The sequence below is a fragment of the Variovorax sp. LjRoot175 genome (genome assembly GCF_964253805.1).
Taxonomy (GTDB): domain Bacteria; phylum Pseudomonadota; class Gammaproteobacteria; order Burkholderiales; family Burkholderiaceae_C; genus Variovorax.
Map to the genome: position 1 here is coordinate 305,420 of NZ_CAXURY020000003.1, position 24,736 is coordinate 330,155.

Annotated in this window: 25 protein-coding genes and 2 pseudogenes; 15 read left to right on the plus strand and 12 right to left on the minus strand. The window is 63.5% G+C overall.

Annotated features, from left to right (window positions below; all coding sequences use genetic code 11):
• Window positions 1–134 precede the first annotated feature (134 nt).
• Together ACSQ89_RS39280 and ACSQ89_RS39285 are read left to right on the plus strand one after the other, a co-directional pair.
• Window positions 135–1,079, plus strand: a complete 945-nt coding sequence (locus ACSQ89_RS39280) for a helix-turn-helix domain-containing protein (RefSeq protein WP_436297545.1) — start codon at window positions 135–137, stop codon at window positions 1,077–1,079.
• A gap of 219 nt (window positions 1,080–1,298) precedes the next feature.
• Window positions 1,299–2,180, plus strand: a complete 882-nt coding sequence (locus ACSQ89_RS39285) for an alpha/beta fold hydrolase (RefSeq protein ID WP_436297845.1) — start codon at window positions 1,299–1,301, stop codon at window positions 2,178–2,180.
• Between the two features lie 88 nt (window positions 2,181–2,268).
• Here the strand turns inward: ACSQ89_RS39285 and ACSQ89_RS39290 are convergent, their stop codons facing one another.
• The gene (locus tag ACSQ89_RS39290; RefSeq protein ID WP_436297546.1) at window positions 2,269–2,868 is read right to left on the minus strand and encodes a hypothetical protein; all 600 of its coding nucleotides are present in this window, start codon (window positions 2,866–2,868) and stop codon (window positions 2,269–2,271) included.
• Window positions 2,869–3,127: 259 nt separating this feature from the next.
• Here ACSQ89_RS39290 and ACSQ89_RS39295 point away from each other — a divergent pair, with 259 nt between their 5' ends.
• The 3 genes and pseudogenes from ACSQ89_RS39295 (at window position 3,128) to ACSQ89_RS39305 (ending at window position 7,166) form a co-directional block, all read left to right on the plus strand.
• Window positions 3,128–5,500 (plus strand): DNA polymerase II, encoded by a 2,373-nt coding sequence (locus ACSQ89_RS39295; protein ID WP_436297547.1) that lies wholly within the window; start codon window positions 3,128–3,130, stop codon window positions 5,498–5,500.
• Between the two features lie 89 nt (window positions 5,501–5,589).
• Window positions 5,590–5,754 (plus strand): annotated as a pseudogene (locus ACSQ89_RS39300) (IS110 family transposase); the annotation flags it as partial.
• Window positions 5,755–6,815: 1,061 nt separating this feature from the next.
• Complete coding sequence (locus tag ACSQ89_RS39305) at window positions 6,816–7,166, plus strand: hypothetical protein (protein ID WP_436297548.1); 351 nt, start codon at window positions 6,816–6,818, stop codon at window positions 7,164–7,166.
• Between the two features lie 157 nt (window positions 7,167–7,323).
• On the opposite strand, the gene ACSQ89_RS39310 is transcribed toward ACSQ89_RS39305, so the two are convergent.
• A complete protein-coding gene (locus ACSQ89_RS39310) occupies window positions 7,324–7,632 on the minus strand; it encodes a DUF2917 domain-containing protein (protein WP_436297549.1) in 309 nt (102 codons plus the stop codon).
• A 130-nt stretch (window positions 7,633–7,762) separates the two neighbouring features.
• On the minus strand, window positions 7,763–8,857 hold the full coding sequence (locus tag ACSQ89_RS39315; RefSeq protein WP_436297550.1) for an alpha/beta fold hydrolase: 1,095 nt from the start codon (window positions 8,855–8,857) through the stop codon (window positions 7,763–7,765).
• A 319-nt stretch (window positions 8,858–9,176) separates the two neighbouring features.
• On the opposite strand from ACSQ89_RS39315, the gene ACSQ89_RS39320 reads away from it, so the two are divergent.
• A complete protein-coding gene (locus ACSQ89_RS39320) occupies window positions 9,177–9,506 on the plus strand; it encodes a hypothetical protein (protein ID WP_436297551.1) in 330 nt (109 codons plus the stop codon).
• An 89-nt stretch (window positions 9,507–9,595) separates the two neighbouring features.
• On the opposite strand, the gene ACSQ89_RS39325 is transcribed toward ACSQ89_RS39320, so the two are convergent.
• The gene (locus ACSQ89_RS39325) at window positions 9,596–10,579 is read right to left on the minus strand and encodes a lysophospholipase (protein ID WP_436297552.1); all 984 of its coding nucleotides are present in this window, start codon (window positions 10,577–10,579) and stop codon (window positions 9,596–9,598) included.
• 573 nt (window positions 10,580–11,152) lie between these two features.
• Between ACSQ89_RS39325 and ACSQ89_RS39330 the strand changes: the two genes are divergently transcribed.
• Both ACSQ89_RS39330 and ACSQ89_RS39335 read left to right on the plus strand, forming a co-directional pair.
• On the plus strand, window positions 11,153–11,353 hold the full coding sequence (locus ACSQ89_RS39330) for a hypothetical protein (RefSeq protein WP_436297553.1): 201 nt from the start codon (window positions 11,153–11,155) through the stop codon (window positions 11,351–11,353).
• A gap of 117 nt (window positions 11,354–11,470) precedes the next feature.
• On the plus strand, window positions 11,471–11,725 hold the full coding sequence (locus ACSQ89_RS39335; RefSeq protein WP_436297554.1) for a hypothetical protein: 255 nt from the start codon (window positions 11,471–11,473) through the stop codon (window positions 11,723–11,725).
• A 278-nt stretch (window positions 11,726–12,003) separates the two neighbouring features.
• Here ACSQ89_RS39335 and ACSQ89_RS39340 read toward each other — a convergent pair whose 3' ends face one another.
• Window positions 12,004–12,339 carry a hypothetical protein gene (locus tag ACSQ89_RS39340; RefSeq protein WP_436297555.1) on the minus strand — a complete coding sequence of 112 codons (336 nt, stop codon included), beginning with the start codon at window positions 12,337–12,339 and terminating at the stop codon, window positions 12,004–12,006.
• A gap of 294 nt (window positions 12,340–12,633) precedes the next feature.
• Window positions 12,634–13,827, minus strand: a complete 1,194-nt coding sequence (locus tag ACSQ89_RS39345; protein WP_436297556.1) for a GlxA family transcriptional regulator — start codon at window positions 13,825–13,827, stop codon at window positions 12,634–12,636.
• Between ACSQ89_RS39345 and ACSQ89_RS39350 the strand changes: the two genes are divergently transcribed.
• The 3 genes from ACSQ89_RS39350 to ACSQ89_RS39360 are packed head-to-tail and all read left to right on the plus strand — an operon-like array spanning window position 13,784 to window position 16,512.
• Complete coding sequence (locus ACSQ89_RS39350; RefSeq protein ID WP_436297557.1) at window positions 13,784–14,761, plus strand: Bug family tripartite tricarboxylate transporter substrate binding protein; 978 nt, start codon at window positions 13,784–13,786, stop codon at window positions 14,759–14,761. The two genes, ACSQ89_RS39345 and ACSQ89_RS39350, sit on opposite strands and share 44 nt — an antisense overlap.
• Before the next feature lie 15 nt (window positions 14,762–14,776).
• Window positions 14,777–15,601, plus strand: coding sequence for an alpha/beta fold hydrolase (locus tag ACSQ89_RS39355; RefSeq protein ID WP_436297558.1), 825 nt, complete (start codon window positions 14,777–14,779; stop codon window positions 15,599–15,601).
• Window positions 15,598–16,512, plus strand: coding sequence for an aminotransferase class IV (locus ACSQ89_RS39360; RefSeq protein ID WP_436297559.1), 915 nt, complete (start codon window positions 15,598–15,600; stop codon window positions 16,510–16,512). Before ACSQ89_RS39355 ends, ACSQ89_RS39360 begins: the two co-directional genes overlap by 4 nt.
• Before the next feature lie 425 nt (window positions 16,513–16,937).
• Here ACSQ89_RS39360 and ACSQ89_RS39365 read toward each other — a convergent pair whose 3' ends face one another.
• Window positions 16,938–17,294 (minus strand): DUF2958 domain-containing protein, encoded by a 357-nt coding sequence (locus ACSQ89_RS39365; protein WP_436297560.1) that lies wholly within the window; start codon window positions 17,292–17,294, stop codon window positions 16,938–16,940.
• 399 nt (window positions 17,295–17,693) lie between these two features.
• Complete coding sequence (locus tag ACSQ89_RS39370; protein WP_436297561.1) at window positions 17,694–17,846, minus strand: hypothetical protein; 153 nt, start codon at window positions 17,844–17,846, stop codon at window positions 17,694–17,696.
• A gap of 40 nt (window positions 17,847–17,886) precedes the next feature.
• On the opposite strand from ACSQ89_RS39370, the gene ACSQ89_RS39375 reads away from it, so the two are divergent.
• Both ACSQ89_RS39375 and ACSQ89_RS39380 read left to right on the plus strand, forming a co-directional pair.
• The gene (locus ACSQ89_RS39375; protein ID WP_436297562.1) at window positions 17,887–18,036 is read left to right on the plus strand and encodes a DUF1016 N-terminal domain-containing protein; all 150 of its coding nucleotides are present in this window, start codon (window positions 17,887–17,889) and stop codon (window positions 18,034–18,036) included.
• 9 nt (window positions 18,037–18,045) lie between these two features.
• On the plus strand, window positions 18,046–18,186 hold the full coding sequence (locus ACSQ89_RS39380) for a hypothetical protein (protein WP_436297563.1): 141 nt from the start codon (window positions 18,046–18,048) through the stop codon (window positions 18,184–18,186).
• 71 nt (window positions 18,187–18,257) lie between these two features.
• On the opposite strand, the gene ACSQ89_RS39385 is transcribed toward ACSQ89_RS39380, so the two are convergent.
• From ACSQ89_RS39385 to ACSQ89_RS39395, 3 genes are all read right to left on the minus strand, one after another.
• Window positions 18,258–18,719 (minus strand): hypothetical protein, encoded by a 462-nt coding sequence (locus ACSQ89_RS39385; protein WP_436297564.1) that lies wholly within the window; start codon window positions 18,717–18,719, stop codon window positions 18,258–18,260.
• 1,044 nt (window positions 18,720–19,763) lie between these two features.
• Window positions 19,764–20,621 (minus strand): H-NS family nucleoid-associated regulatory protein, encoded by an 858-nt coding sequence (locus ACSQ89_RS39390; protein WP_436297565.1) that lies wholly within the window; start codon window positions 20,619–20,621, stop codon window positions 19,764–19,766.
• A gap of 128 nt (window positions 20,622–20,749) precedes the next feature.
• Window positions 20,750–21,703 carry an ArdC family protein gene (locus ACSQ89_RS39395; protein WP_436297846.1) on the minus strand — a complete coding sequence of 318 codons (954 nt, stop codon included), beginning with the start codon at window positions 21,701–21,703 and terminating at the stop codon, window positions 20,750–20,752.
• 473 nt (window positions 21,704–22,176) lie between these two features.
• On the opposite strand from ACSQ89_RS39395, the gene ACSQ89_RS39400 reads away from it, so the two are divergent.
• Both ACSQ89_RS39400 and ACSQ89_RS39405 read left to right on the plus strand, forming a co-directional pair.
• Window positions 22,177–23,337, plus strand: a complete 1,161-nt coding sequence (locus ACSQ89_RS39400) for a hypothetical protein (RefSeq protein ID WP_436297566.1) — start codon at window positions 22,177–22,179, stop codon at window positions 23,335–23,337.
• Window positions 23,338–23,546: 209 nt separating this feature from the next.
• On the plus strand, window positions 23,547–24,431 hold the full coding sequence (locus ACSQ89_RS39405) for a hypothetical protein (protein WP_436297567.1): 885 nt from the start codon (window positions 23,547–23,549) through the stop codon (window positions 24,429–24,431).
• 150 nt (window positions 24,432–24,581) lie between these two features.
• Here the strand turns inward: ACSQ89_RS39405 and ACSQ89_RS39410 are convergent.
• Window positions 24,582–24,733, minus strand: a pseudogene (locus ACSQ89_RS39410) (PDDEXK nuclease domain-containing protein); the annotation flags it as partial.
• Window positions 24,734–24,736: the final 3 nt, after the last annotated feature.

Sequence of the window (24,736 nt, forward strand, 5' to 3'; positions counted from 1 at the left end):
GAAGGGCGGACCGGGCAGGGCAGAATGCGGCCGACAGCCGGAAACGGCCCAACTGCAGACCTTCGCCATGAGCCTACATTTGCGCATTGGAATTGCCTTGCTTGCAGCCGGACGGAGCCGCTAGAGGAGCGCACATGCCAATGATCTGGGACACCTGCGACGTTTCCGCCCGTGACAGATTCGCATACTGGCGCGACTGCGTGACCCAAGCGTACTTGCCGCTGGAGCCCGAGGCTCCTTCACGGGCAGCGTTTCATGGACGCATCGTGCGAAACGGTGGCGAACGCCTCAAGGTTTCCCGCGTCGTCAGCGCAGGAAGTCTCGTCTTCCGTACCGCGCCGGGCATTGCAAAGCGGCAGAACGGAAGCTTCTTCGCCAATCTGATCTTGTCAGGGGAAGCCGGCGTGAAGCAAGGCGGTCGAAGCGGACGGGCTCGCGCTGGCGAAGTGATGGTCGTCGACACGAATCAACCTTTCGAGCTGAGTTTCGAAATGGGTGTCGACGTCATTTGCATTGCTTTCGACGGCACCACCTTGCGCCGGCTCGAGGAGCGTGCCAAGGAATCTGCTTCGCTCGTCATCGGACCGGCGGGCGCGGGCGCACTCGTGGCCGGCTATATCTCCGGCTTGGCCGCAGATCTCGACCAGGTGCATCTGATTGCCGAACTGGCGGCCGATCAGTTTCCCGCATTGATGACGCGAGCTTGCCTGCCTGCCGTTTCGTGCACGTCAAGTCTGGCGACGCTGGCCGCGCGGATCAACCAGTTGATCGATGCCGAGATTGACAATCCGGACCTGGGCGCAAAGCGGATTGCTTCTGTCGTCGGCGTTTCGCGCACCATGGTTTACGAAGCGATGGCCGAACTTGGCCAGACACTCGCGGGAAGCATCCGGGAGTGCCGCCTGCGCGGGTGCATGGCCGACCTTGCGGCCTCCGATCCGAAGCGCACCTCGATTTCCGAGATTTCGGCCCGCTGGGGATTTCGCGATGCAGCTGCCTTCTCGCGTACCTTCAAACGGATCAACGGCTTGACGCCTGCCGAGTTTCGACGGCGGTACGCGGCGATTTTGACGTCGTAGCCGGCCCCCGCGCGTAGCCGAACACGCGCGAACGAATTGCCAAGTCCGGCGGACATCCGGCCAACGACTTGTGCAGCGTTTCGGCGCAACCTGACGCGGTTTCCACTGCAAAGGCGCGCGATGTCGTTCAACCCCAACATGCAACGCAGGCGATGGCGCTTGTCGTCCATCTTTCGAAGCAGCCGTGCCGTGCAAGGGCTGCTGGGCGCGTTGACCTTGATGCTGCTGTTCCTGTCGAACCAGGTTCAAGCCCAGGTGAAGCCCTTTCCTTCGAACTTTCGGACGGAACGCATTGCCACCGAGGGCGCCGTGCTGAACGTCCGGGTCGGTGGTACCGGGCCCGCAGTCCTTCTGATCCACGGTTTCGGCGATACCGGAGACATGTGGGCGCCACTGGCTGCAGTCCTCTCCAGGAATCACACGGTGGTCGTGCCCGATCTGAGGGGCATGGGCCTCTCCTCCATACCTATCGAAGGCTATGATAAGAGAACCCAGGCGGCCGACATGCGCAGCGTGCTCGAACGGCTCAAGATCGATCGGTCCGATGTGGTCGGGCACGACATAGGGACCATGGTCGCCTATGCGTACGCCGCTCGATATCCGGACAGGACCACCAGCCTCGTCGTGATGGATGCGCCTGTCCCCGGCATTCCGCCGTGGGATCAGATGGTCCGCTCGCCGCAGCTCTGGCACTTTTCGTTCGGCGGGCCTGACGCGTTGCGGCTGGTGAAGGGTCGCGAGCGGATCTACCTCGACCGCTTCTGGAACGAGTTCGCAGGCGATCCTTCGAAGGTCGACGAGGCGACACGACGGCACTACGCCAGGATCTACGCGCGCCCCGGTGCGATGCGCGCTGCGTTCGCTCAGTTCCTGGCGATCCCCAAGGATGCGGAAGACAACCTCCAGTCCATGGCCACCAAGCTTTCGATGCCGGTGCTGGCCATCGGCGGGGCGAAGTCCTTCGGGGCGATGGAGGCCGTCGTCATGCGCAACGCCGCGCTGAACGTCACCGAACTGGTGGTGCCGGATGCCGGGCACTGGCTGATGGAGGAGCAACCCGAGGCCACGGTGCGCGCCGTCAAGGACTTCCTCGACAACTGACGCTCCAACGTCAGCAATGGGCCGACGTGAACTTCAGCTGCGGGCCCGTTCGGGTCGCCGGCGCGAACACCGCCCAGTGAGACCGTTGCTACCTAGCCAGGGCCACCAGCTTCTCTTTGGCACTCTGCAGGAAGCCTCCGCGCTCAACGCCACGCCTCGCGTTGGTTTCACCTTCTGCAATGATTTCGAACGCAGTGGGAGCAGCCAGTTTCCGGCCAAGGTCGTCGCGCATGGCGAGGGCGGCGTGACGCTTGCTAGAAATGACGTGGACCTGGAGGTGCCGGCCAATAGCTGCCGAGACCTTCTGGCAAGCCGCTGACATTGCCACTTCATCAGGGACCTGCTGGCCGTGCACCACAAGCAGTTCAATCGTGGCCTCCTTGCCTTCTCCGAGGATGTAGGCACGCAGAACAGAATCCTTGAACTTTGAACGCAGCATCGTACGGAGGGGTTCCGCGGCAGCGAACGACTTGAGAGCGATAGACCGAAGCTCGTTGTAGAAAACGAACGACATGTTCGCCTCGACCGTCCCAGGTTCGTCGACCTCCGACTTGTGCCTGGTCAGGATGCCGCTCTTGATGAGATGCTCCTGTGTCCGCTCAACATCGTCTGCATCCAACTTGGCCTTCTTGGCGAGCTCTGAGACGGAAAACTTATCGGTCGGTGCTGCGAAAACGACCTTCAGCAACTTCTGGACTTCTGGAGCGAGGAGGAAATCTGCGGCACTCATTATGGCTGGGGACAACTGCTACTACGTCATGACCACTGTCCCTTGCCGCATGCGAACACAGGGAGGTCGAGTTTAGTTTTAACATGAAGCGCGTCACGAGCGGCTTACGGCCACAACGCGCCGCTCGCCTGCCTGCCTGCGGAATGCGGCCCCAACTGGGCGAAAATCGGTCATGCGCAAGCCCGCCTTTCTTTGCCACCCGATTCTTTAAGCTCTCGTGCTCCCCACCGAACTCAAGGGCTTCATCCTCACTCGCCGCTGGCGTGATGTCACGGCCGGCACCGAAATCGAGTACTGGCTGGCAACAGATGCGGGGCCGATGAAGGTAGTCCTGACCTCCCAGACCTCCGTCGCATTCGTCGAAACACAGCACAGGGCGTCGGTTGAAGCGCACCTCGCCGCCATGCCAGGGATGCAACTGCGTGAGCTCGAGCTGAAGACATTCCATCAGGAACCTGTTGTCGGTGTCTATGCGAAGCACTTCCGCCAACTAGGTCAACTGGCACGTACCCTCCGGACACAGAGCATTCCCCTGCTCGAAGCCGACGTGCGCCCGCACGACCGCTACCTGATGGAGCGATTCATCACGGCTGGCGTGCTGGTGGAGGGAGGGAGGGCAGACCGCTCCACCATCGTCGACTGCAAGCTCAAGCCTGCGCCCCATTTCCGGCCGGTGCTGAAAGTGGTGTCGCTGGACATCGAGACGAGTCAAGACGAGGAGCTCTATTCCATTGCGCTGGACGGTAAGGAAGACCGTGTTGTCTTCATGCTGGGCGAGCCGCCACCTGAGCCGGGGGAGCCCATGAATTTCTCGCTCATCTATTGCCCAACCCGCAAGGCCATGCTTGAGAGGCTCAATGACTGGTTCGAGAGGAACGACCCGGACGTCATCATCGGGTGGAGCGTCATTCAGTTCGACCTGCGAGTCCTTCAGAAGGCAGCCGACGCGTGTGGGGCGAAGTTCCTTCTCGGGCGAGAGCGTCGGCCCATCGATTGGCGGACCCATCCGGGAAAGCAGGGCTATCTGTTCGCGGCCATGCCTGGCCGGGTGGTCATCGACGGCATCGACGCACTCAAAGCCGCGTCGTGGAGCTTTCCTTCCTTCAGCCTTGAGGCCGTTTCACAAGAACTGCTGGGCGAGGGCAAGGCCATCGGCGATGAGTACGACAAGATGGCCGAGATTGAGCGGCGATACCAGGAGGACAAGACCGCGCTCGCGCTCTACAACATTCGAGACTGCGAGCTGGTTCTGCGCATCTTCGACAAGGCGAAGCTGCTGCAATTCGTGATGGAACGTGCCCACACCACGGGCCTGCAGGCGGACCACTTCGGTGGCTCCATTGCCGCGTTCAGCCACCACTATCTGCCGCGGATGCATCGCCTGGGCTACGTGGCGCCAAACGTGGGCGAGATTCCGAGCAAGGCCTTTCCTGGTGGGTACGTGATGGACTCGAAGCCAGGGTTCTACGATTCCGTCGTGGTCCTGGACTACAAGAGCCTCTACCCCTCGATTATTCGAACGTTCCTGGTCGACCCTGTGGGCTTTGTGGAAGGCTCGAACGCCAGCGACCCGGCAATGGTCATCAAGGGCCCGCGAGGGACCTCGTTCTCGCGCGAGAAGCATTGCCTGCCAGAAATCGTGACCACCCTCTGGCGGGCTCGGGACGAGGCCAAGCTGGCCAAGAACGAGTCGCTGTCGCAAGCCTTGAAGCTGCTCATGAACTCCTTCGCCGGAGTGCTGGGTGCGGCCGACTGCCGCTTCTTCAATCCCCAGGTCGTCTCCGCCGTAACGTTACGTGGGCACGAGTTGATGAAGCTCACGCGCGAATTCGTGGAGAACCGGGGTTACGAGGCCATCTATGGTGACACCGACTCCATCTTCATTTGGCTCAGGCGCACCCACACAATCGAGCAAGCGCACGCCATCGCGGCGAACCTGGTGAGAGATATCAACGACTGGTGGACGCGCACCCTCCGCGAGGAGCACGGGCTGGAGAACTTCCTCGAAATCGAGTTCGACACCCACTACAAGAAGTTCTTTATGCCCACCATTCGTGGCTCGGACGTGGGCAGCAAGAAGCGCTACGCAGGCCTGAGCGTGGACGCTACGGGCAAGGAGGAGATGGTCTACCGCGGCTTGGAGATGGCCCGCAGCGACTGGACCCCGTTGGCGCGCCAGTTTCAGGAGGGTCTGCTTTCGCGCATCTTCCACGGCGACCCTTACAAGAAGTTCGTGACCGACTATGCGCAGTCGATGCTGACTGGCCGGAAGGATGACCTTCTCATCTACAGGAAGCGCTTGCGTCATCACCTCGATGCCTACTTGGTCAACGTGCCGCCGCAGGTCCGCGCAGCTCGCATCGCCGACGAGCACAACGGTCGGGTCAAGCGACCTAAGCAGTATCAGAAAGGTGGTTGGATTCGATACGTCATGACTCAAAATGGGCCGGAGCCGCTGGAGACGCGCCATTCCCGCATCGACTACGAACACTACCTGACCAAGCAGCTGCAGCCGATTGCCGACGCCATCCTCCAGCCGATGGGGGAGAATTTCATGGCCCTGGCAACCTCACAGCAAGGTCTTTTCTGAACGTCTCCCCAGGTCTTGAAACTTCCGGCGGGAGGACAAGTCTCAGTGGCCAATCGTGGGCCGGTATGCTGAGATGGCACACGGCCAAAAGCGCCTTGACCCAGTGGTTCAACCGGCGCTTCGCTGGTGGGGGCAAGCGCATGCGCAGAGTGGGCATCGCGGCCTTGGCGAGGAGACTGGCGATCGCGCTGTGGCGCTATCTGCAGAACGGCGAGATTCCGGCCGGGGCGACTCTCAAGCCAGCCATCGCTTGAGGCACTGCCAGCCCTCACATTGAAGCACGGCTTGCCAAGGAACGAATCATCATGATCAAAGGTCGACGCGCCCGAACCGGCTGCGGGTCACTGCACAGAAGTGACCGACCCAAAAGAAGGGGCGCGTCGGTAACCGGGGTTGCCAGTGCGCTCGCGCGCATGCAGCATGAGGTGCAGGGCTTGCACGCCCTGCACGGATAGAAGTTCGTCCGAGCACTGGCTCGAACGCTCGCCATACCCCGGCCTCGGATCAGGATGCATCACCCATGCCACGCCACTGCCTCACCCGCTCAGCAACACGCAGGTGCCGCCATGAACGACCGCCCATCGATTCGTTGATCAAAAAGGCTTGACAGACGAGTCCTCATAGAAGCAGCCGGTCGGCCTTGCCGCAGAATTCGCTCGATAGCGGACGATCGCGGTGCGCGACGAGTTGGTTCGGGTCGAGGAGGCCCATCCTGAAGCGCGTGCACACCAACCGAAAAGGCATCAACAATCGCCTACCAGCCCCTCGAATCTAGCTTCTCAACTTTGAACCGTATGGAACCACAACGCGCATCGGTCTACAGGTTCCCGACTCGGTTCGTCGTCTGTCCCCTGCGCAAAACCAGCAGCGGAATGGAGGTGGCGTCGGAGCCCTATCGGGCGTTGCCTTCCGTGGCTCCGTCACCTGAGCTTGAACAAGCTGTGTGGCATGCGCTCAGCGAGTCGACCAAACGCATTCCGCATCCAAGCGATTGGAAGGAGCACGCAGCGCCAAGGCTGGCCGTCGCCGGAGTCAAAACCGAAACTGCGTTTCAGAAGACGGCCGCGTTGGTCACTGTGGATTTTGATGGAGAGGTTCTCCGTCTCACACCGCATCGAAACGGCGGGGCGACTGGCGATGAAAGAGGCTTTCATCCGCTGGACCATGACGCACTGCACGTCGGTCGAACAGATAGCCGGCTCATGGCCGATGCGGTTCTTCGAGCATTTGAGCGTTGCAGTTCGGGGGACAGCTCGGTACGTCTTTAGTCGGCCAAGACCGGACCTTCCCATCGACCTCCCAATCGAACATCGCGATGCCCGATTTGCTGACCGAATCCGAGCGCCCATCATGGTTCAAGTACCCGCGTCATTTCATGCGGGCGGTCGAGCTGGGCGTCCTCGACCTAGACCCTTGGCAACTGCTGGAGGGCAAGTGGCTGCGCGTCCGCCTAGACGGTTTGGCCAAACGCTACCCGGACAGGCAGCTGGTTCCCTTTTTCCGTGACATGGGCAGCGACGATGTAGCCTGCTGGGAGGCTGGCAAGGGCGAGCGAGTGGTCATCGTCCACGACTTTGCCGGGCCGGGCTGGGAGGACTCTGGTGAGTTCCCTGACTTCATCACCTGGTTCAAGGATGCTGCAGGCCGAGCACTGGATTTCGAGTGACCCTGCGGAGGGCAGAATTCGGGCCACTAACGGACATTCGAGATCTGCTGCAAGCAAGTCTGTCGCTGAGCTTGCGACATGGGATGCTCCTCAATATCGAGCATCCGCCGTGTTGGGCCGGACTGGGCCGTGCGCTCGAAATCGACGCGCCGTCGCCTCATCCCCCGCGCGCCAAGCGCACCTGCGCCTCATCCAGTGCATGCACGAGCATGCGCGCAACGCGGTCGGGTCGGTACGTCTCGCCGGCCACGAGGATCACGTCGCGGGGATCGCCGTCCTGCGTGATCCACACGATGCCGACGAGGCATTCGACCCGGAAGGGTCGCGGATCGTCGATAGTCCAGGTGGCGTGTCGCGCGAGCGCCCGGGTAGTCGGCGGCTGTGCGGACGCGACGCGCCCGGACGCCCGCGATGGGCGATGCATGGTGCGATCGAAGAAAAACCAGGCGTCGAGGGCGATGCTCATGTCGGCTGCTCCATCCGTTGAAGACGCCGCCAGTCTCACCGACGCGCGCTCGTCGCGAAAGACGGTCCACTACGGGCCCGGGATCGCAGGCCCCCCCGTAGAACTACGGTAGGGTCCTTGCAGACCCGGCTCATTCCAGCATGCCGCGTTGCAGGGCCTGCCGCACGGCTTCAGCGCGCGAGCGGCATCCAAGCGACTGCATTGCGTGCGCGGCATGCATCTCGACCGTGCGCGGACTCAGGCCGAGCGCCTTGGCGACCTGCTTGTCGGTGTGGCCATGGCTGACCAGACGCAGCACCTCGATCTGGCGCGCCGTCAGCGTCGCGGTCGGCGCGGTGCGCAGCGGCGAGCCCGGGTGTACGCCCTCCGTTCCGCCCCAGCCGAAGAACGCGCTGAGTTCGGCCGCGACCGCAGGCCAGTTGGCGTCGGTTTCGAGCGGTAGATGATGATCACTTTCGAAGGGAACGAAGCGCGCCTGCGGCGCCACGGCGGCGAGTCGGCTGCCCTGCTCGAAAGGCACGACGAGATCGTTGCGTGCGTGCATCACCAACACCGGACAGCGAAGGTCGTGCGCGGGCTGTTCGACGTCGGCGTCGAAGCTCATGCGCGTGTAGGCCGTCGCGGCTGCGCGGGCGATGCGATCGATGACCGAGGCGTCCACCAGGTCCATCTGCTGCGCTGTGGCATGGGGATAGATGCGCGAGGTCATAGCGCGAAGGAAAGCCGTGCTGTAGGGCACCCGTTCGCCGAAGACGACCTCGATCGCGTCGAGCACGGCCTGTGTTTCCTTGAGGTGCGCGGCATCTTCATTGCGCCGCAGACGGCCGTGGAGGTAGCCGCCGTAGACGAACAGCCGGCTGACGCGCTCCGGGTGACGTGCCGCATAGGCGATCGCCAGCGGCGCACCGTGCGTCAGTGCACACAGTGACACCGGTGCAGAGGGCTGCGCAGCGACCACAGCTTCGAGGTCCTCGATGCAGGCATCGAAGCTCAATCGCTCGGGTTCGCGCGCCGACAGGCCGCACCCACGCACGTCGTAGCGAACGAAACGGCCGTGCTGTGCGAACAGGCGGATCCAATGCTCGGTGCCGACGGTCGGTGCGTCCATCCAGTCGCCCAAGTGCATCGAGACGCAGACCGTCACCGGCCCGCTGCCCCACGTCGCCATTGCGAGCCGAGTGCCGTCGAGACTGCTGACGTAGCGGATGTCCGGCTGCGTAGGCATGCGAGGCTCTCCTTGATGGCGTGGACAGGGAGATTTTGCACCCTGGGCTATGGAACTTCTCGTAGGGATGAGCACCGCAGCGCGAACCAGGAGCAGCCCGGCCGGCCACGCCGGGGACGCCTGTCATCGAGGTCATCGATCCTCGAAAACGGCCAAGAATTTGACGACGTGGTGACCCGCGGCTAACTTCGGCGCATGACCTCCTCGCGGCTGCAGTCGGCCAAGACCCGGCCAAGACCGGACCTTCGTCGCTGTGGCACGATTCGGCCCGAACTCCCACCTTCAGCAACTCATGCGACCCCTGTGGTCTCCAGAAAGCATGCCCACGCAGCCATCGCCATCGACGCCTGATTCCGATGAGTACCTCGACTGGATGTGCATCAGTCTGCGGCGCCTCTCAGACGACGAGCGTGAATGTGTCTACCAGTTCAGCAGCAATCTCTACCGTGCGGTCGGGCCAAACCGCAATGAGAAGGTCGAAGCGGTCTCCGGGCGGCTGAAGCTCGTCAAGAAAACTGGAAAGTTTGAGCTACTTGAGCCGATGCCCGGTGATGGCCAGCGTCGCGTCGCTGACCGTGCGGCTCAAAAGGTCTTCGCGCACTGGTCGGCGGGCGAACTGCCAGAAACCACGATGTATGTCGCTGGGTAGTTCCACATTCGGCCAGGACCCGACGGTCGCGACCGACAGCTTCAAGGCGGTTGAGTCGCCCTCGGACGGCCTGCAACCGCCTGAGTCCCTTACATCGTCTTCGCAAGCCAGGCGAGAACGTCGCGCTGCACCTCGTCGCGGTTGGTTTCGTTCAGCACTTCGTGACGGGCGCCGGGGTAGTAGTGCGTCTCGATGCGAGTCAGGCCGAGCGCGTTGTAGCGCTCCACCAGCCGCCGAGTGCCGACCAGGTTCTCGCCGACCGGGTCGAGCTCGCCCTGAATGACGAGCACCGGCAGGGTCTTCGGGATGCGCGCCTCGAGGGCCGGGTCGCGCATGCGTGCGAAGCCAACAAAGATGTCGCGCGCAAGCTCATTCGTGAACGCGAAGCCACAGAGCGGATCTGTCGTGTACTTCTTGACCTCGTCGGCATCGCGGCTTAGCCACTCGAAGCCGGTCGTTCCGTTGAATGGCTTGTTGAAGTCCCTGAACAGGCCGGCCCAGATAGCGGAATCGCCCAGCGCATCTCTTTGCACGGCCTCATTCAGCGCGTCGATCAATCCCGCAGGTGGCCCTGGCCGGTATGACGTGCCGCTGAGAATCAGCCCGTCCAGCAGGTCGGCGCGGCGCTCGATGTAGTCCTGCGCCATGAACGAGCCGAGGCTGTGGCCGAAAAGTACAAGCTTGGCGCCCGGGTGGGCAGTCCGCAGCCGTTGACTGAACGCGATCTCGTCTTCAACCATGCGGTTCCAGGCGTCGGGGCCGGCGTCGCCGGTTTTGCCAGAGTGCAGCCGCGTGCGGCCGTGACCGCGATGATCGGTGGCGTAGACCGCGTAGCCGCTGGCCACGGCAAGCTTCGCGAAGCGGTCGTAGCGGCTGCTGTGCTCGGCTGCCCCGTGCACCACCTGCAATACCGTCTTGGGCGTACCAGCGGGCAGCCATCGGCGGTAGGAGACGCGCGTGCCGTCGCCGGCGCTGAACTGCTGCCAGTCGGCTGCGTCGCCGATCGGCGTGGCGCATCCGGCGAGCACGGCTGAGCCGGCCGCCATCACCATTTGACGTCGAGTTGCGTTCATGGGGACTCCTGGAGTTGTGCGTGCAAACGCCGCCCGCCATGTCAGTTTAGTTTGACGCAGCACCGTTGCGCGCCTGACGTTTGCGTACACCCGGACCCGGCCAATAGCGGAAGTTCGCTCCAGCCTCGAAAATCAGCTTTATGACCTTGCAACAAGTCAAACTTTGGGGGCCGTTCGCCTGTGCGTCTTGCCTCACCATCCTGGCTTCTAAGACTCTTTGGAGCACCAGCTCGTATTACACGTACCTGTCTTTGCTGGGGGGCGTGAGTGCTTTGCTCGCAGCCCGACTTCTCTTTCAGACCGGCACGAAGGTCTGGCCTATGGCAGGAGTAATCATCGGCTTGCTGGTAGGCCAATGGTGGTTTGTGCAAAGTCTCATCAACCGGCTGTTCTTTCGCTTTTCGGGCTTTGCCCCCTAGTTCACCAGATCGAGCTGCGAGCTGACTGGCTACAGTCGGCCAACAACAGACCTTCGAGCCAACGGTCCAGCGTCTCCACCGCGCTCAACCAATTTATCGCCGGGCGTCCACTTTTTCACGGTACGAGCTGGACTCAGAGAGGCAAACTGATGCCATGCTGAGGGCGCTCTTTTTCCTCCTTGCTGTTCTCGTTCCGATTGGACTGGTCTACGCCTTCGGCGTGTGGATACTGCTTGCGTTGTTCGGGCTGGCGGCCGCAACCTTGCTCTTCTCAACCCGGAAGGGGCGCGGCGCTGAGGAGACGCAGGGCGGCAGACTCACCGGATACCACACCACCACGACGGCAAGCCTTTAGGACCAGCCAACTTGGAACAGTGAGCGAATCGCGACTCGAGGACGCAAGCAACGGGGCGGCCTTCGGCCAACTCCGGACGTTCAATCCCAGGTCAGAATTTTTCATGGACCCTCGAGCTTGCTGCCGCATCTTGAGACGCCGCTTTCCGCGTATACGGCCGATATCCCGGTCGTTCAGATCTTGCTGGCCGGACTAAATTCGCCGACTGACTACTGGCCAAGTCTGGCCATTGGGTGGTTGGAACAAGGCGCCCCAATCGATGCTGAGGTCCTGGCCGCGCTGGGGCGCATCTCGGAAAATGAGCACTTCTCTCAATCCGTTCGTCATCGCGGCGGCGCCGTCCTGCGCCGCCTCATGCGGGCCAAGAGGTAGGCCCGCAGTCGGCCACTACCGGATCTTGATCGGATCGCATAGCTCAGACGCATCGCGCCGACTGAAGCGCTCGGCTTGTCCAGCAGCAAAGCGCTACAGAACGCGACTTCCCGCTTGGACAGCGGAGAGCGCATCGCTTACCGACCTGGCCGAGCTGAGCGCCGCAATTGCAGCAGCCTCTCTGCGCTTTGATCTTGGCACTCGCCCCAGCTGGAGAAACACAGGTGCTGGCCGCAAGGCGTGCCGGTTCGATCCCGGCCCCGGACATTCAGCACGTCTCAGTACCGATAGTCCCGGTCGCCGCGGTCATCCCAGTCGCGATGGTGATGGCGATGGTGATGGCGCCAACGTTCGCCCCGCCAGTAGCCCGGGGCTGGCTGCACGTCGTACACGGGCGCCGGACGGTAGTAGACCGGCGGCGGCGGGCGGTAGTACGCGCGCGGAGCCGGCTCGTAATACACGGGCGCCGGCGCCGAATAGACCGGTGCGGGTTGGTAGTAGTGCACGGGGCCCGGTTCGGCAACGCCGATTGCAACGCCCGGCAGGTCGATGCCGACAGACCAACTCGCGCCGGCATTGGCCGAGGCTGCGGCGAAGAGCGCACTGGCTGCCACAGCACCAACTGCGGCCAGTTTGAGAAAGAGAGAACGATTGAGGCTCACTGTGGGGACTCCTTGTCGGGGCGAACACCGCCCTTGCCTACCTACAACGCCCTGCGCCCATCGTATGTCGCGTCGCTAGCATGAAGGATGTTGCGAAACGTAACGAGAGGTGCCCCAGCGAAAATGCACTCCGCTTCCACTTTGCAAGCCCCAGCCGCATCCCAGGTGTCCCACGATCCGACCAGCCGATGTCGGCCAGAAGCGGACATCTCGACATGCCCTACGTATTTATCGGCGTGGTCGTTGTCAAGTCAGCACGTCGTCGAATCTTTCGAGCTGCCAGACTGCTCGGGGCGTTCGCATCGTGAACCGGCGTCGATATTCCGCCGGAGTCATTCCCGTGACTTGATGGAACATGCGCCGAAATGCTGCCGGCTCGCCGTAGCCCGAAGCCTGCGCGATTTCATGCACGGACCGCCACGTCACCTGAAGCCACATCTGCGCTCGTTTGACTCTGATTTCGTTGAGAAACCGCAAGGGCGGCTTTCCCAAGTGGCGCTGGAACAATCTCACCAATGTCCTCTCACTCACTGCTGCAGCCTTCGCCACATCGCCCATGGCGACCGACTCGCCGGCATGGGCTTCCATCCAAGCAATTGCACGGTGAAGCGGCGCGTCGCGGGAAACACCTACAACCTGCTCAGGGATCGTTTGCACCAGGTGCTGCCGTTCCGGGTTGGCGCAGAACTTGTCGCGCGCGGCCCCTGCCAGGTCCGAAAGTCCCAAGGCCTCAAGCACCTTGAGCGTCATCTCGTGTATGTGCGAAGGCGAACTGGCCAGCACCATTTGCCTGCCCACTGCGATCGGATGTTCGCTTTCGACCGGCACTTGCGGGAAGTCCGCGATAAAGCCAGATTGGTAAAGCCATGAAAGGGGTGTCGGCTGATGCGCCAACAACCCTGACTTGCCGAGAATCCACAGTCCGAGGCCGCAACCGGCGATCCACTGCTGTTGTGCGCAGGCTTCACGCAACAGCTTCCCCGCGCCGGCATTTTGCTGGACGAGGCGCCGCAGCCCCGGGATCGTGATCATCATGAGCGGAGGCACGACCACCACTTGCTCATCCGGCCTCGCGCGCGCCGCCGCGCGCTCCTGGTGCGAGGCGTAGCAGACATAGCGGGCGGACACGCTCTGCCCAGAACAGTCGATTAGCTGCCACGACAGGGGCATGGCGACGCGTCGCCCTGCACGCGCGGCAGCGAGCGAATTCACCTCGCGCAGCACATCGATGACCGAATACACCGAGCCGAGCAGGCAACCTTTGGGTACGAGGATGCGGAAGCGAACCATTGCCGACTTGTTGTCCGAATTGGCGCCGCGGATGGCGGAAATCTGCCTATCTTCGATGAGGCCTGCGTTTGTACCATGCGCCTCATTAACGAAGTGAGAGATGCCCATGATTAGAAATTTGCTGCGTTTCGCGGCTTGCGCCGCGTTCATGCTTACGCACGCCACCGGCGGCGCGCAGTCTTACCCCACCAAGCCCGTTACCTGGGTGGTGCCGTATCCGGCGGGAGGCCCTGCCGACGTGATCGCCCGCAACATCGCGCCGCGGCTGTCGAGCGAACTCGGCCAACCCGTGGTGATCGAGAACCTCGGCGGCGTGGGTGGCGCCCTAGCTGCGAACAAGGTGCTCGCCGCAAATGCCGACGGTTACACAGTTTTCCAGGGGTCGCCCAACGAGGTGATCCTCGCAGGCTTGGCCAATGCGGCCGTGAAAATTAAGACGGATGACTTCACGCTGCTCACGCCCTTCACCGTGAACCCTCTTGTGCTGCTAGTGCGCAAGGACTTTCCCGCCAACTCCATCGACGAATTTCTTGCGGCGGCGAAGTCCGCGCAGGATCCGCTCAACTACGGAAGCGTCGGCGCCGGTTCGATGTTCCACCTCGCGGCGGAGGACTTGGGCGCGCGCGTCGGCGGCAAGCTGGCGCACATCCCGTACAAAGGCGGCGCGCCCTTGCTGCAGGATCTGGGTGTCGGCTCCATCGACTTCGCGCTCTTGCCGTTCACCACGAGCTATGTGGGGCTCGCCCACACTGGCCGGCTCAAGATCCTGGGCATTGCAGCGCCGCAACGCATCTCGGCGATCAAGGACATCCCCTCCTTCGACGAGAGCCGCAGCGCGAGCGGCTTTCACTATGGAGCATGGGCCGGACTGATGGTCAGACGGGGCACGCCTCAGGCCATCCTGGCGCGACTGCACGCAGGGTTGGCCGCGGCCATGGCCGATGCCCAGTTGCGCGAGTCACTGACTGCCACAGGCTCGCAGGTCCACAAGGTGCTCTCACTGTCGGAGTCGGCCGAGTTCCTGCAATCCGAGGCGCGGCGCTACACCGGCTTGGCCCAACAGGCCGGCATCAAGCCGCAATGATCGAAAGCTTTACCGATGAGCTTCGTCACTTCGCACGGCGTGCCGATCTACTATGAACGGCACGGCCAAGGCCCGGCGGTCGTCTTCTGTCATGGCGCGGGCTCCAATGCAGCCACATGGTGGCAGCAGATCCCAGTGTTCAAGGAGCATTTCACCTGCATTGCCTATGACCACCGCGGCTTCGGGCGTTCGCCGGCCGATCCTGAAGACTTCCTCCCCCAACTGTTCGTAGACGACCTGCAGGCCGTGCTCGACGCCGAGGGGATCGCCTCTGCAGCGCTCGTCTGCCAATCCCTTGGCGGAATAAGCGGTCTCCGCTTCGCGCTACGCGCCGCCGATCGCGTAGACGCCTTTGTGTGCTGCGACTCGCCTCTGGCGATCGCTCATCCGGAAATGCTGGTCAACGTGAAGCGCTTCCTTCAGCAGGTGCAGGCCACCGAATTGGAAGACCGGGCGCTCAGCCCGGGCTTCGCCGCCTCGCAGACGCAGCTGGCGTTTCTTTATACGCAGATCAACCAGTTCAACCCGGCGGTGTACTCCGCCGCGGAGACGGCGGGCTGGGGCGCACGCATAGCTGGTTTGTTCAACCCGTCGTTTCTGTTGCCGCTGTCTAGCCTGAACGAACTTCGTGTTCCGACCCTCTTCGTGGTGGGCGCGGAAGATCGCGTGGTAACTCCGGGGGTAGTGCGCGACCTGGCGGCCCGAGTGGACGGCGCAAAGGTGGTCGAGATTGCGGGGGCGGGGCACTCACCCTACTTCGAGCAGCCTGGCACCTTCAACCAGGCGGTGCTCGGCTTCATTCAGCAGCAGATTCGCACTTCCAGGAGACAGGACACATGACTTCCTACCCGCAAGCTCGCCGCGCACTGCTGGGATCCGCTCTTGCCGCCGGTACATTGCCGTTGCAATCATTCGGGCAGACCCAACCAATTGCTGGCCATACTTCGGCGCCGCGTGCGATCGGCTGGATCGATGGCAGCCCGGCAACGGCCGAGCAACTGCGCTCGGTGGCCTTGGTTAATTACGGCCACTTCTCTACCCTGCAAGTGCAGGGACAATCGGTGCGAGGGCTTGATTTCCAGATCGCCCGGCTACAGCGCAGCACCCGGGAGCTTTTCAACGAAGAGCTTCCCGCCGAGCGCATCATCCGCAACCTGCGCAGTGCATTGGATGGGAACACGGGTCGGGTGCTGGCACGGGTCAATGTCTTTCCGGCCAGCTTGGACTGGATGAACCTGAGCAAGCGCACTCCGGTCGCTTTACTGGTCACGCAGTCGCCACTCGCGCTGCCCGCTCACCGACCGCAGCGGGTCAAGACGTTGTTCCACGAACGCGTGCAGCCTCACGTCAAACATGTCGGCACCTACGGGCTCTTTCAAGCGCGCCGTGAAGCGCAGAGGCTCGGCTTTGATGACGCGCTCTTTTTCGATCGCGCCGCCAGCATTTCGGAAGGCTCGACTTGGAATGTGGCGTTTCACGACGGAGAACGATTTGTGCTGCCGACGGCTGCAGCGCTGCCTGGAGGGGCAATCCACCTCTTGCGCAACGGCATGCGCAAGCTCGGCATCCAGTTCATCGAGGCCGACGTCAAGGTCGCTGAAGTTCCACGGTTCCGCTCGGCTTTTCTCACGAACATTCCGGCGGTGTACCAGCCCATTACGCAGATCGACGGGCATCGCTTCGAATTTCCGGAGGACCTGCACACCACATTGGAGGCGTGCTACGCCGCAAATCCAATTGAAACGATCTAGCTGCGAAGGCAAGCCAGGGTCCCATCGCAAAGCACTTGGGCTCGAACGGCGAATTCGAGGTCACATGATGGATTGCTTCCGATTGTTGTCGAACGACAGCTTTCGAACTCGCGCTATGTCCGCCTAGGGCCCAGAACGGCTGTTCACAGCCCGATCACGGCCGACGCCAGATCCCCTCGCAGGTCCACCGGCAGAGTCGACGGGAGTGGTGGGTTATGGACGGAACAGACCGGAAAATTCAATGTATGGTGAAAACTCCACCGGGAAATTCAAACTATGTTGAACGTCCGGTTCAACGTAGCGCGGTGAATCTGCGCGCAAGGCGTTGATTTTGTATGGCACCCGTGTGCAGCCCTTGTCGCACGTCGACATCTGTCGCTGCTACTGGAAGGAAAGGCCGCCGGCCGGGCCGACGGCCGGGGCCCTCAGGCCTGGATGCGGCCCGCCATCCGGGCCTCCTTCGCGTAGGCGCTCAGGCACCTGTCGGGCCAGAAGTGCAGATCCTGCTCGATCGGCAGCTTCATCATGCCGCGCACCTGGGCCAGCTCGGCCAGGCTCACGCGGCCCAGCTCGGGGAAGCCCAGTCCGAGGTCGCACAGGCCGAAGGCAATGTCGTGGTCCTCGGGTTCGATCTCGGTCAGCAGCCAGGTCGCGCCGGCGTCTGGCGTGAACAGCTTGAGCACGGGCAGCGGATCGAAGTCCTCCTGCGCCTGCGACTTCAGGCCGTTGGCCAACAGCAGTTCGAATTGCGCATCGGTGATGAAGGGAAACCTGGAAGCCATGGCGTTCTCCTTGAACGGTTGCGGGCGGTATTGCCCGGGACCGTCGCCGGCAGGCCGCAGCGCAGCGGTCAAGGTTCGAAGACGGCCGCAGGCCGCCAGCGCACCACCCCTGGCGCGCGCAGACCTTGACGGCGAGAACGGTGTGCCACCCTTGAGGTCACAGCAAGCCGGCCCCACCCCCCCTCTCTTCTGTCTCTCACTCTCTCTCTCTCTCTCTCTCTCCTCTCTCTTCGTGCCTGCACGAGGCGAAGCGAGGCGGGCCAGTAGTCTTGAGGGTCGCCCGCGACCGGCCGCGTGCCCGGAGGAAGGATTCGACACGCTCAGCGCCGGGCGTTGGCGCCCCTTCGTCGACGACGCGCTGCACCCTGGCGGCACAGGCCGGCAGGCGCTGGCCGGTCCTCATGACCTCAGCACCACGCCGCGCACGAAGTCGCCGGCGGCCACCGCGACCACCATCGCGTCCTCGCGCAGCAGCGCGACTGCGTCGCGTTCCGGCGGCCCGCAAGGGCGCCGAAACTCCCGGCAACTCGCATCGGCGCAACGGACGACCACGAGGCACTACATTTCCCGGGTGTCTATCACCACTCCCACCTTGCTTGACTACGCTCGCTTCGCCGAGGATCTGAAACGCCGCATCGACGGTGCGCGGCAGTCGGCCGTGCGCGCCGTCAACCGCGAGCTGGTGGCCCTGTACTGGGACATCGGGCAAGCCATCCGCGAACAGCAGGCACGCCAGGGATGAGGCGACGCGGTGATCGATCGGCTGGCGCGCGATCTCAAGGCGTCCTTTCCCGGGACCACTGGCTTTTCAGCGGCGAGCCTCTGCCGCATGCGTCAGTTTCACGAGACCTACGCCGCGGATCGCCTGAGGATCTGGGTCCACGACGAATGACGTCGCGGCACACAAGATCACCCAGTTCTGCAACGCACCGACTGGACCTTCGATGCTGGCTTCTCGGCAAGTCAGCCCAGGTAGTCGAGAAACATCGGAGTCACGTGCTGGAGAAAGGCGATCTCCTCCGCATCGATGGTGCGGGGCTCCAGATCGAAATGGATGAACGTGCCGTAGGGCGTTCCGCAATCGCGTGTCAGCAGCCGCCCGTGGTACGACTCGACAAGACCGACGTAGGGTCGGTAGCTCACCAGGGACGTGTCCTTGGAGACGTGGCTGGTCGTGAACTCGCCCTGTTCGATCGCGTGCCGGCAAAAGCTCTTGTCCAGCGGAACAGCTTTCAGCCAGGTGCGGTATTCAGAGGAGCGGTCGAAGACATGCTCTGCGCGCAACGCATCGCCGCTCAGCTTGTAAATGGCCGTGTATCGGTACTGCGTCCTGTCATTGAGCAGCGCCAACGCGGGACGAATTCCGCTGGAGGCAAGAACATTGCGAACCGCCGCTTTCTGTGCGGACAAATCAATCTCAGGCATTGGGAATCAGGTGAGGCGAGTGCGCCGGTCCAGGCCTTGGATCGTCGACGCGGAATTTGTTGACGCCCGGGATCCTGGGCATCGAGGGGGACGAATTTCACTGGTTGAGCAAGGCGACTGACCGTCCAGGCGCCAAGCCCGGGCGTTCGCGCCTATTGCTGTCCTCGGCTTGCTTCAATCCTGCGCACGGCGCCCACGCCGGCAAACCACGCCTGCAACGAGGTCGGGTGGCCCTTCTCGTCGATCTCCTTCGGCCGATAGCAAAGGAGTTCGCCCGGGCCTGTCACAGCCTCCAGGAGAACGTAGTGATGCTCGCCTGTCTCCAATTCGTTGACGCTGAGTGCGAGTCTTCCCCGACCTGACATCGTTGCTCCTGTAGTTGACGGAGCGTGTTGTATCTCGTTATGAGCAAAACGATTGGAAGTATTTGGCAAGAGCTTGCCCCGGCTGGGTCAAGCCGATCCCAAAACGGCTGGAGCGTGGAATATGTCCCGCGTCACGCAGGCGTCATCTGTTCCGGCCGCCGAAAAACTGGCGCTGCGTTGCCAGTCGCAACGCGCAGACCATCAGAACGGCGCGTTCTCGGGGGGCGGCGGACTGCCCCATGGGCGACAGCAATGGTGCCGTGTGCGGCGACACGCCGGGCCGGGGCAACCGATCGAACTAAAAAAGCGTGGCTCTGCGCTCCGCCTGACCCCCGGCGTGCAGCGCCCGGGCCGAAGGACTCAAGTCCGACTGCTAGAGCTAGAGAAGCCTGACCTGTACCGGGACGATTCGCGCACGATGCCCAGATCACAGAGAGATAGCGCTGCTGACCAACGGGCTCGATCAGGAAAGTGGGCGCCGCCGAACGACAGCCGACCGCCACCCTGAAGAGGGCAATCGCGTGGCACATCGGGGGGAAGATCGCACCCACTTCGGCTTGAGCATTTACTCCGGAGAAGTCGCAGTAACGGCGGACACCTGCAGCGCCCGCAGGAGAACCGACGGCCAGAGCCGCCCAGGCCTGCCGCCGCCCTTGTGACGGCAGTGCTGCAACGAGGATTACGCCGCCGTCGCGGTGACCGCTCCAGACGCCGAAGGCGCCTGGCTCTCCACCAAGGCCGCCTTGCGCGCAGCAGGTTTCGGGTTCGCCTTCTTGCGGCTGGGCAGGGCCTTGGACACCGCCGCCTTCTTCGCCGTCACGGCAGACTCCGACCCCGCCACCGGCGTCGTCGGGCTGGTGGCCTTCTTCGCTGCGTTCAAAGCGCGCGCCGGCTTAGCCGCGCGCCCCTTCCTCGCCGGCGACTTCTGCACCGGCGGCGTGAGCGCTTGGGTGGACGCCGAACCGACCGCAGATCCGGCACCAGCCTTCACAGCCAACTTCTTCCGCGAGGCCTTCACCGGATGCGTCGCCGGGTCGGCGGGTGCTGCAACCGCAGCGGCTGGAGACGCCGTCGCGGCCGCCGACGTCTTCCTTGATTTGCCTTTCGCCGAGCCTGCGCGCGATTGGATCCGCTTGGACGCAGCCGGCCTCGCCGGCACTTTCGTCGCGGGCGACGCGGCGACCGGTGCGACGGCTGCCGGTGCCGCCGCACCGACCGCGAAACTCTCGAGCGTCCGACCGGCAGCGACGGCTTCGCGCAGCCACGCCGGCCTCGGCCCGCGCCCGCCCCACTGGTTGCCCTGTCCATCGCTGAACTTCGCGCCCTTGGCCACAGCGCGACCCTTGCCATTCGTCGCTTTGGTCTTCTTCGAGGCCGAAGGCGACACGGCAGTTGCGGAGGTCGAGGCGAACTTGAGATCGCCAGCCGTGAGGCCGTACGTCGCGATCATGTCATTGATCTTCGCGATGGCGCCTTTGGCTTCGATCGCCAGTTGCTTTTGAGCGGAGGCCTGGAGAGTCGCAATCTGGCGTGCCAATTGGGCGTAGGTTTGAGTCATGAAGAGATTAAAAGTGGAAAGGCTGGAGTCTAATTAGTTCGCGACGCAAATCAGCCTGCGCCGCGAACAATTGCAATCCAACCGAAGGTGTGCCGATCGACCGAGACTCATGCTTCCGAAGGCAGTAGCGCTGCGCCGTCCAGCAGCGGCATCTCCCTGGCCAGGATGTACTCGAAGGCTTCGCCCGCGTGCCGCGCGGCCGTGAAGATCGCAGTCCGGTCGTTCTTCAGCACTTGCAGCCAGCTGTCCAGGTAGGCAGCGTGGCCCTCGATGGTGGCATCGACGAGACCACAGTGCCCCAGCACGAACGCAGATCCGAGTTCGGCCACCAGCTCCTCGAATGCATAGGCCGCATCTCCAAAGCGTCGACCGAATTGCCGGTTCAACCGGCTCGCATGTCCCGCCGAGTGGACTGCCTCATGAAGCGACGTTGCGCAATAGGCTTCCGCGCTCGTGAAGCGCCTGGGCCAAGGCAAGCGGATCTCGTCCAGCTCCGGCAGGTACATCGCCCGCTCATAGCCATGCCGGATGGTCGCATTGCAGCCGCCCAGCAGGCGCAAGGCGCTTTCCACCGGACCACTCTGCGACCTCACCGGATCGACGCACAGGTCGATGACCTCGCACGGCAATCCATCGATCTGAGCGACGTTGAAAACCCAGAATGGCATGCACAGCAGAACACCACCGCTCAACCCCGCGTCCCTGCCCGCTTCCGCCCTGCCCTCCTCCTCGCCATCCTGAACGTCCGCCGCGTGAACTGCATCTTCAGCCCTGCGCGCTCTGCGCTCGAAGTGCGCGCACATCACGCCACGCTCTCCCTTGCGCACCTGGGCGCCCATGCTCGCTGCCTGCTTGTAGGTCAGCCAGACGTTGGACGCATAGCCCTGCTCGATCGCCGCATCCCACAACAGCAGCACGTTGGCCCCGTGGTACGGCGCAGCAGTCTTGCCGTTGCGCGGCATGCCGCGCGAAGCGGCCCGCGTCCAGCGCTCCCGGAACACGTTGCCACCCTTCTCCAGCATCGCGATGATCCGGTCGGTGATGACCTGCCGCACATCCATTCGTGCGCCAGTTCGGACCGCTGATGCCTTGTCTTCGACAGTGCCTGCTTTTGGTGAGTCCTCGGGGGGTACGGGGGGAACGCCCGTGGCTGTTGGGTTGTCCGCATGGCGCTGACGGGTGGAAGAAGCTGCATGCATGGCTGGGCCTTTCTGCGGGGTGTGCCGCGGTGGTTGAACATCTGCTTTCGGAGCCGCCTCGACGCATGAAGAGCGAGCCCAAGGGCCGGTGTCCAGGGACCGCCCGGAGGCCGCAGCCGAGGCGCTGGCCGAGGACCGGGTGAGGACGGTGGCGCAGCCCGAAGCCCTGGACAGCGGCCCCGTGCGAGCTATGCGTCGGTCAAGAGGCGGCTCCGAAGGCAGATCCACCACGGCACACCACCCCGGCACAGCCCATCCACGAGCCGTCCGCGCCCTCCAGCGGCCAGCAGGCCGTGCCCTCCCCTGCGCACACGCGCACAAGCTCGAGGGAAAACGTGCAGGACACCGGAGGAGCCCGGCCCCGCGCCCGCGTCAGGGATACGCAAGGCGGCGCAGCCCATGCCCGCAAGGGAATGAGCGCGACGGCGCGAACCTGGAGCAGCCCGGCACCGGCGTGCAGCCGGTGGACGCCCAGCCTTCAATCCATGCACTGCCGCCCAGCCAGTGCATCTCCAGATGCATGCCAGTTGACGAAGCCATGTCCGCACGGATACCTTCCGACGAACGAACCAGCCGCCATGCACCTCACCGATCCAACAGAAGTAGCCGCCAAGAAACAGCCGCCACACACGGCGCCACCCATCGCCACGACGACCCAGGAGCAGCGCAGCGAAATCCATCGCAAGCTCGGCCGGTGCATGTGCCGGCTCCAGCAGTACGAGCGCCTGATGAAAGCGGTGCTGGTCGAGCACGATCTGAGCGGCACCCCGCACGATTGGCAATCGCGACGGCAGGCGCGTAGCGAATTCTTCGCAGTCATGACCCTCGGCACGCTGGTCAAGCACTTGAAGCGCAGCTACCTCTCCACCCATCTGCCCGGTCAGGAAATCGCTGACGAAGGGACCGAGCCTGAGGTCACGGACCAGATCTGGTTCAGTGTGCGAGCCGGGATGCGGCTCGAACCCGACGCCTTCGCGCAGACAGTCAGCGGCCTGGAAGAACTCGTGGCGCTTCGCAACGAACTGGTGCACCACCTGATGGAGCGGTTCGACCTCTGGAATCCCGGAAGTTGCGCCGATGCCGATGCCTACCTTGAGCGCAGCTACGAGCGGGTCGACCGCCATCTGCTCGAACTACTGGAATGGGCGCGTCACTCCGACAAGGCGCGCGAGCTCATGGCGAGCGCCCTGGCGAGCGACACCATCCAGGAGCACATCGCTCGGGCGATGCCCTCCCCTCCCCTTGTCTTGAATGCCGACTCGAACATCGTGCAATGCCTGCGCGAAGCGCAGGCATTCCTGGCCGTCGACGGCTGGACTCTTCTCGAGGACGCCATCGATTTCATCCGGATCACTTCCGAAGAGGAGTCGCCTTCACGATACAACTGCCTCAACTGGCGACAGGTTCTGCGCGACAGCGGCGTCTTCGAATACGAACGGCAAGCCTTGCCCGACCGCGAAGGTCTCCGCGTCGCGTACAGAACGCGGCGCGGATGACGCGACTGCCTTCCTTCAACTCGAGCGTTCTGCCGATACGCCGCATGTCGACCCGTCAAGACCTGTGTTCCGGGCCTGGCCTAACCGTCAGCTCGAGAGACCACGCGGGCGCCTATCGGCCTTGGGCCTTGCGATCGCCCCTGTTGAGGCGCCCGCACGACCCTCTTTCACAAACCATTGGCGTGTCGCCTTGATGCGCGGGTGATGGAATGCAACTCGACATCTTCGAACACAGCCGCGAGGTGATGCTGAGGAACGACGCTGCGCATGCGCTCGAGTTGCGCGACGCGTCAGCCGCTCTGCAAGCTTGCGAGCGCCTTGCCCTGGAATATCCGGCCGACGAGTCCCTGCCGGCGCTGCGCGTTCTCAGCGGGTACATCGAGGCGGCCGAAGTCGGCCGACAGGACGCGTTTGGCGACCACGAATCCTTGCGCGAGGCGCGGCAGATGTTGCAGGAGACCATCCGTTTCGCAGCGCAGCGCACCTTCGGGGACCTGGGTGCCGCCGCGTGGCTCACCGTGAGCTGGCGGGAACTCGCACGGCGCGCCGGGTCGCTCGCTTTCGACGCGCGGTATCCGCACGACCATGCCGCGGCCCTCTGGCTGCGCGCAGGCGCTTGGGAGAACGCCGCCCAGGCTGTCGCCGCCATCGAATCGTGGCGCCGGATACCGGCGCCGCTGGCCTGGATGGCCGAGGCTCGATTGCACCTGGTCGGTCTGCGGGCGACTTGGCCGCTGCTCGCGGAATTGGGGTGGCTGTCGCCTGCGCTGCTGGAGGAGGTCGCGCAACGCTCGCCCGACCCGCTCTTGCCGCAGCTGGTACGCAGCTTCGAGGCGAATTTTGAGGCGATCCCCACGAGCGCAGGCGAGATGAGCTGGTTTGCGGCATGGGTGCTCATTGAGCGCCCCGGTCTTCGTGAGCAACTGGCGCTCGCACAGGCCTCGCAGCACAGTGCGCCGGAGCAGGCAATGCGTCTCTTGGTGGAACTGTTGGGCTTGGAGCGGCAGGGCCGCCACGCTGACATCGTTGCTCGACGCAAGGTGCTGCGCGACCTTCAGCCCTCGCTGTATGCGGCGTACATGAAGAGTCGCTGACGACTGCGCTGGACGCCTGGACTCGGGCGAACTACCCGCGGCCGACCCCGCTTGCTTCGGCTGCCGCCGCTGCTTGCGCTACACCCGCCGTCATCGTCAGCCAGGTCTGGTAGTCGAACAGCAGAAGCTGCCTCCGGGACGTCCGCGCACGTCATCGAACGGATACCACATCTTGATGTGAGTCCAGCTCAATTGTCTCCGCAGCGCGGAGAGAATTGCTTCATCCGGAAAGCCTCCGCGACGCGGAGACAATGTCGCAGCTGCTTTTCTCCCCAGCCGCGGCCATAGGCCGCCGTCAGCCGTAC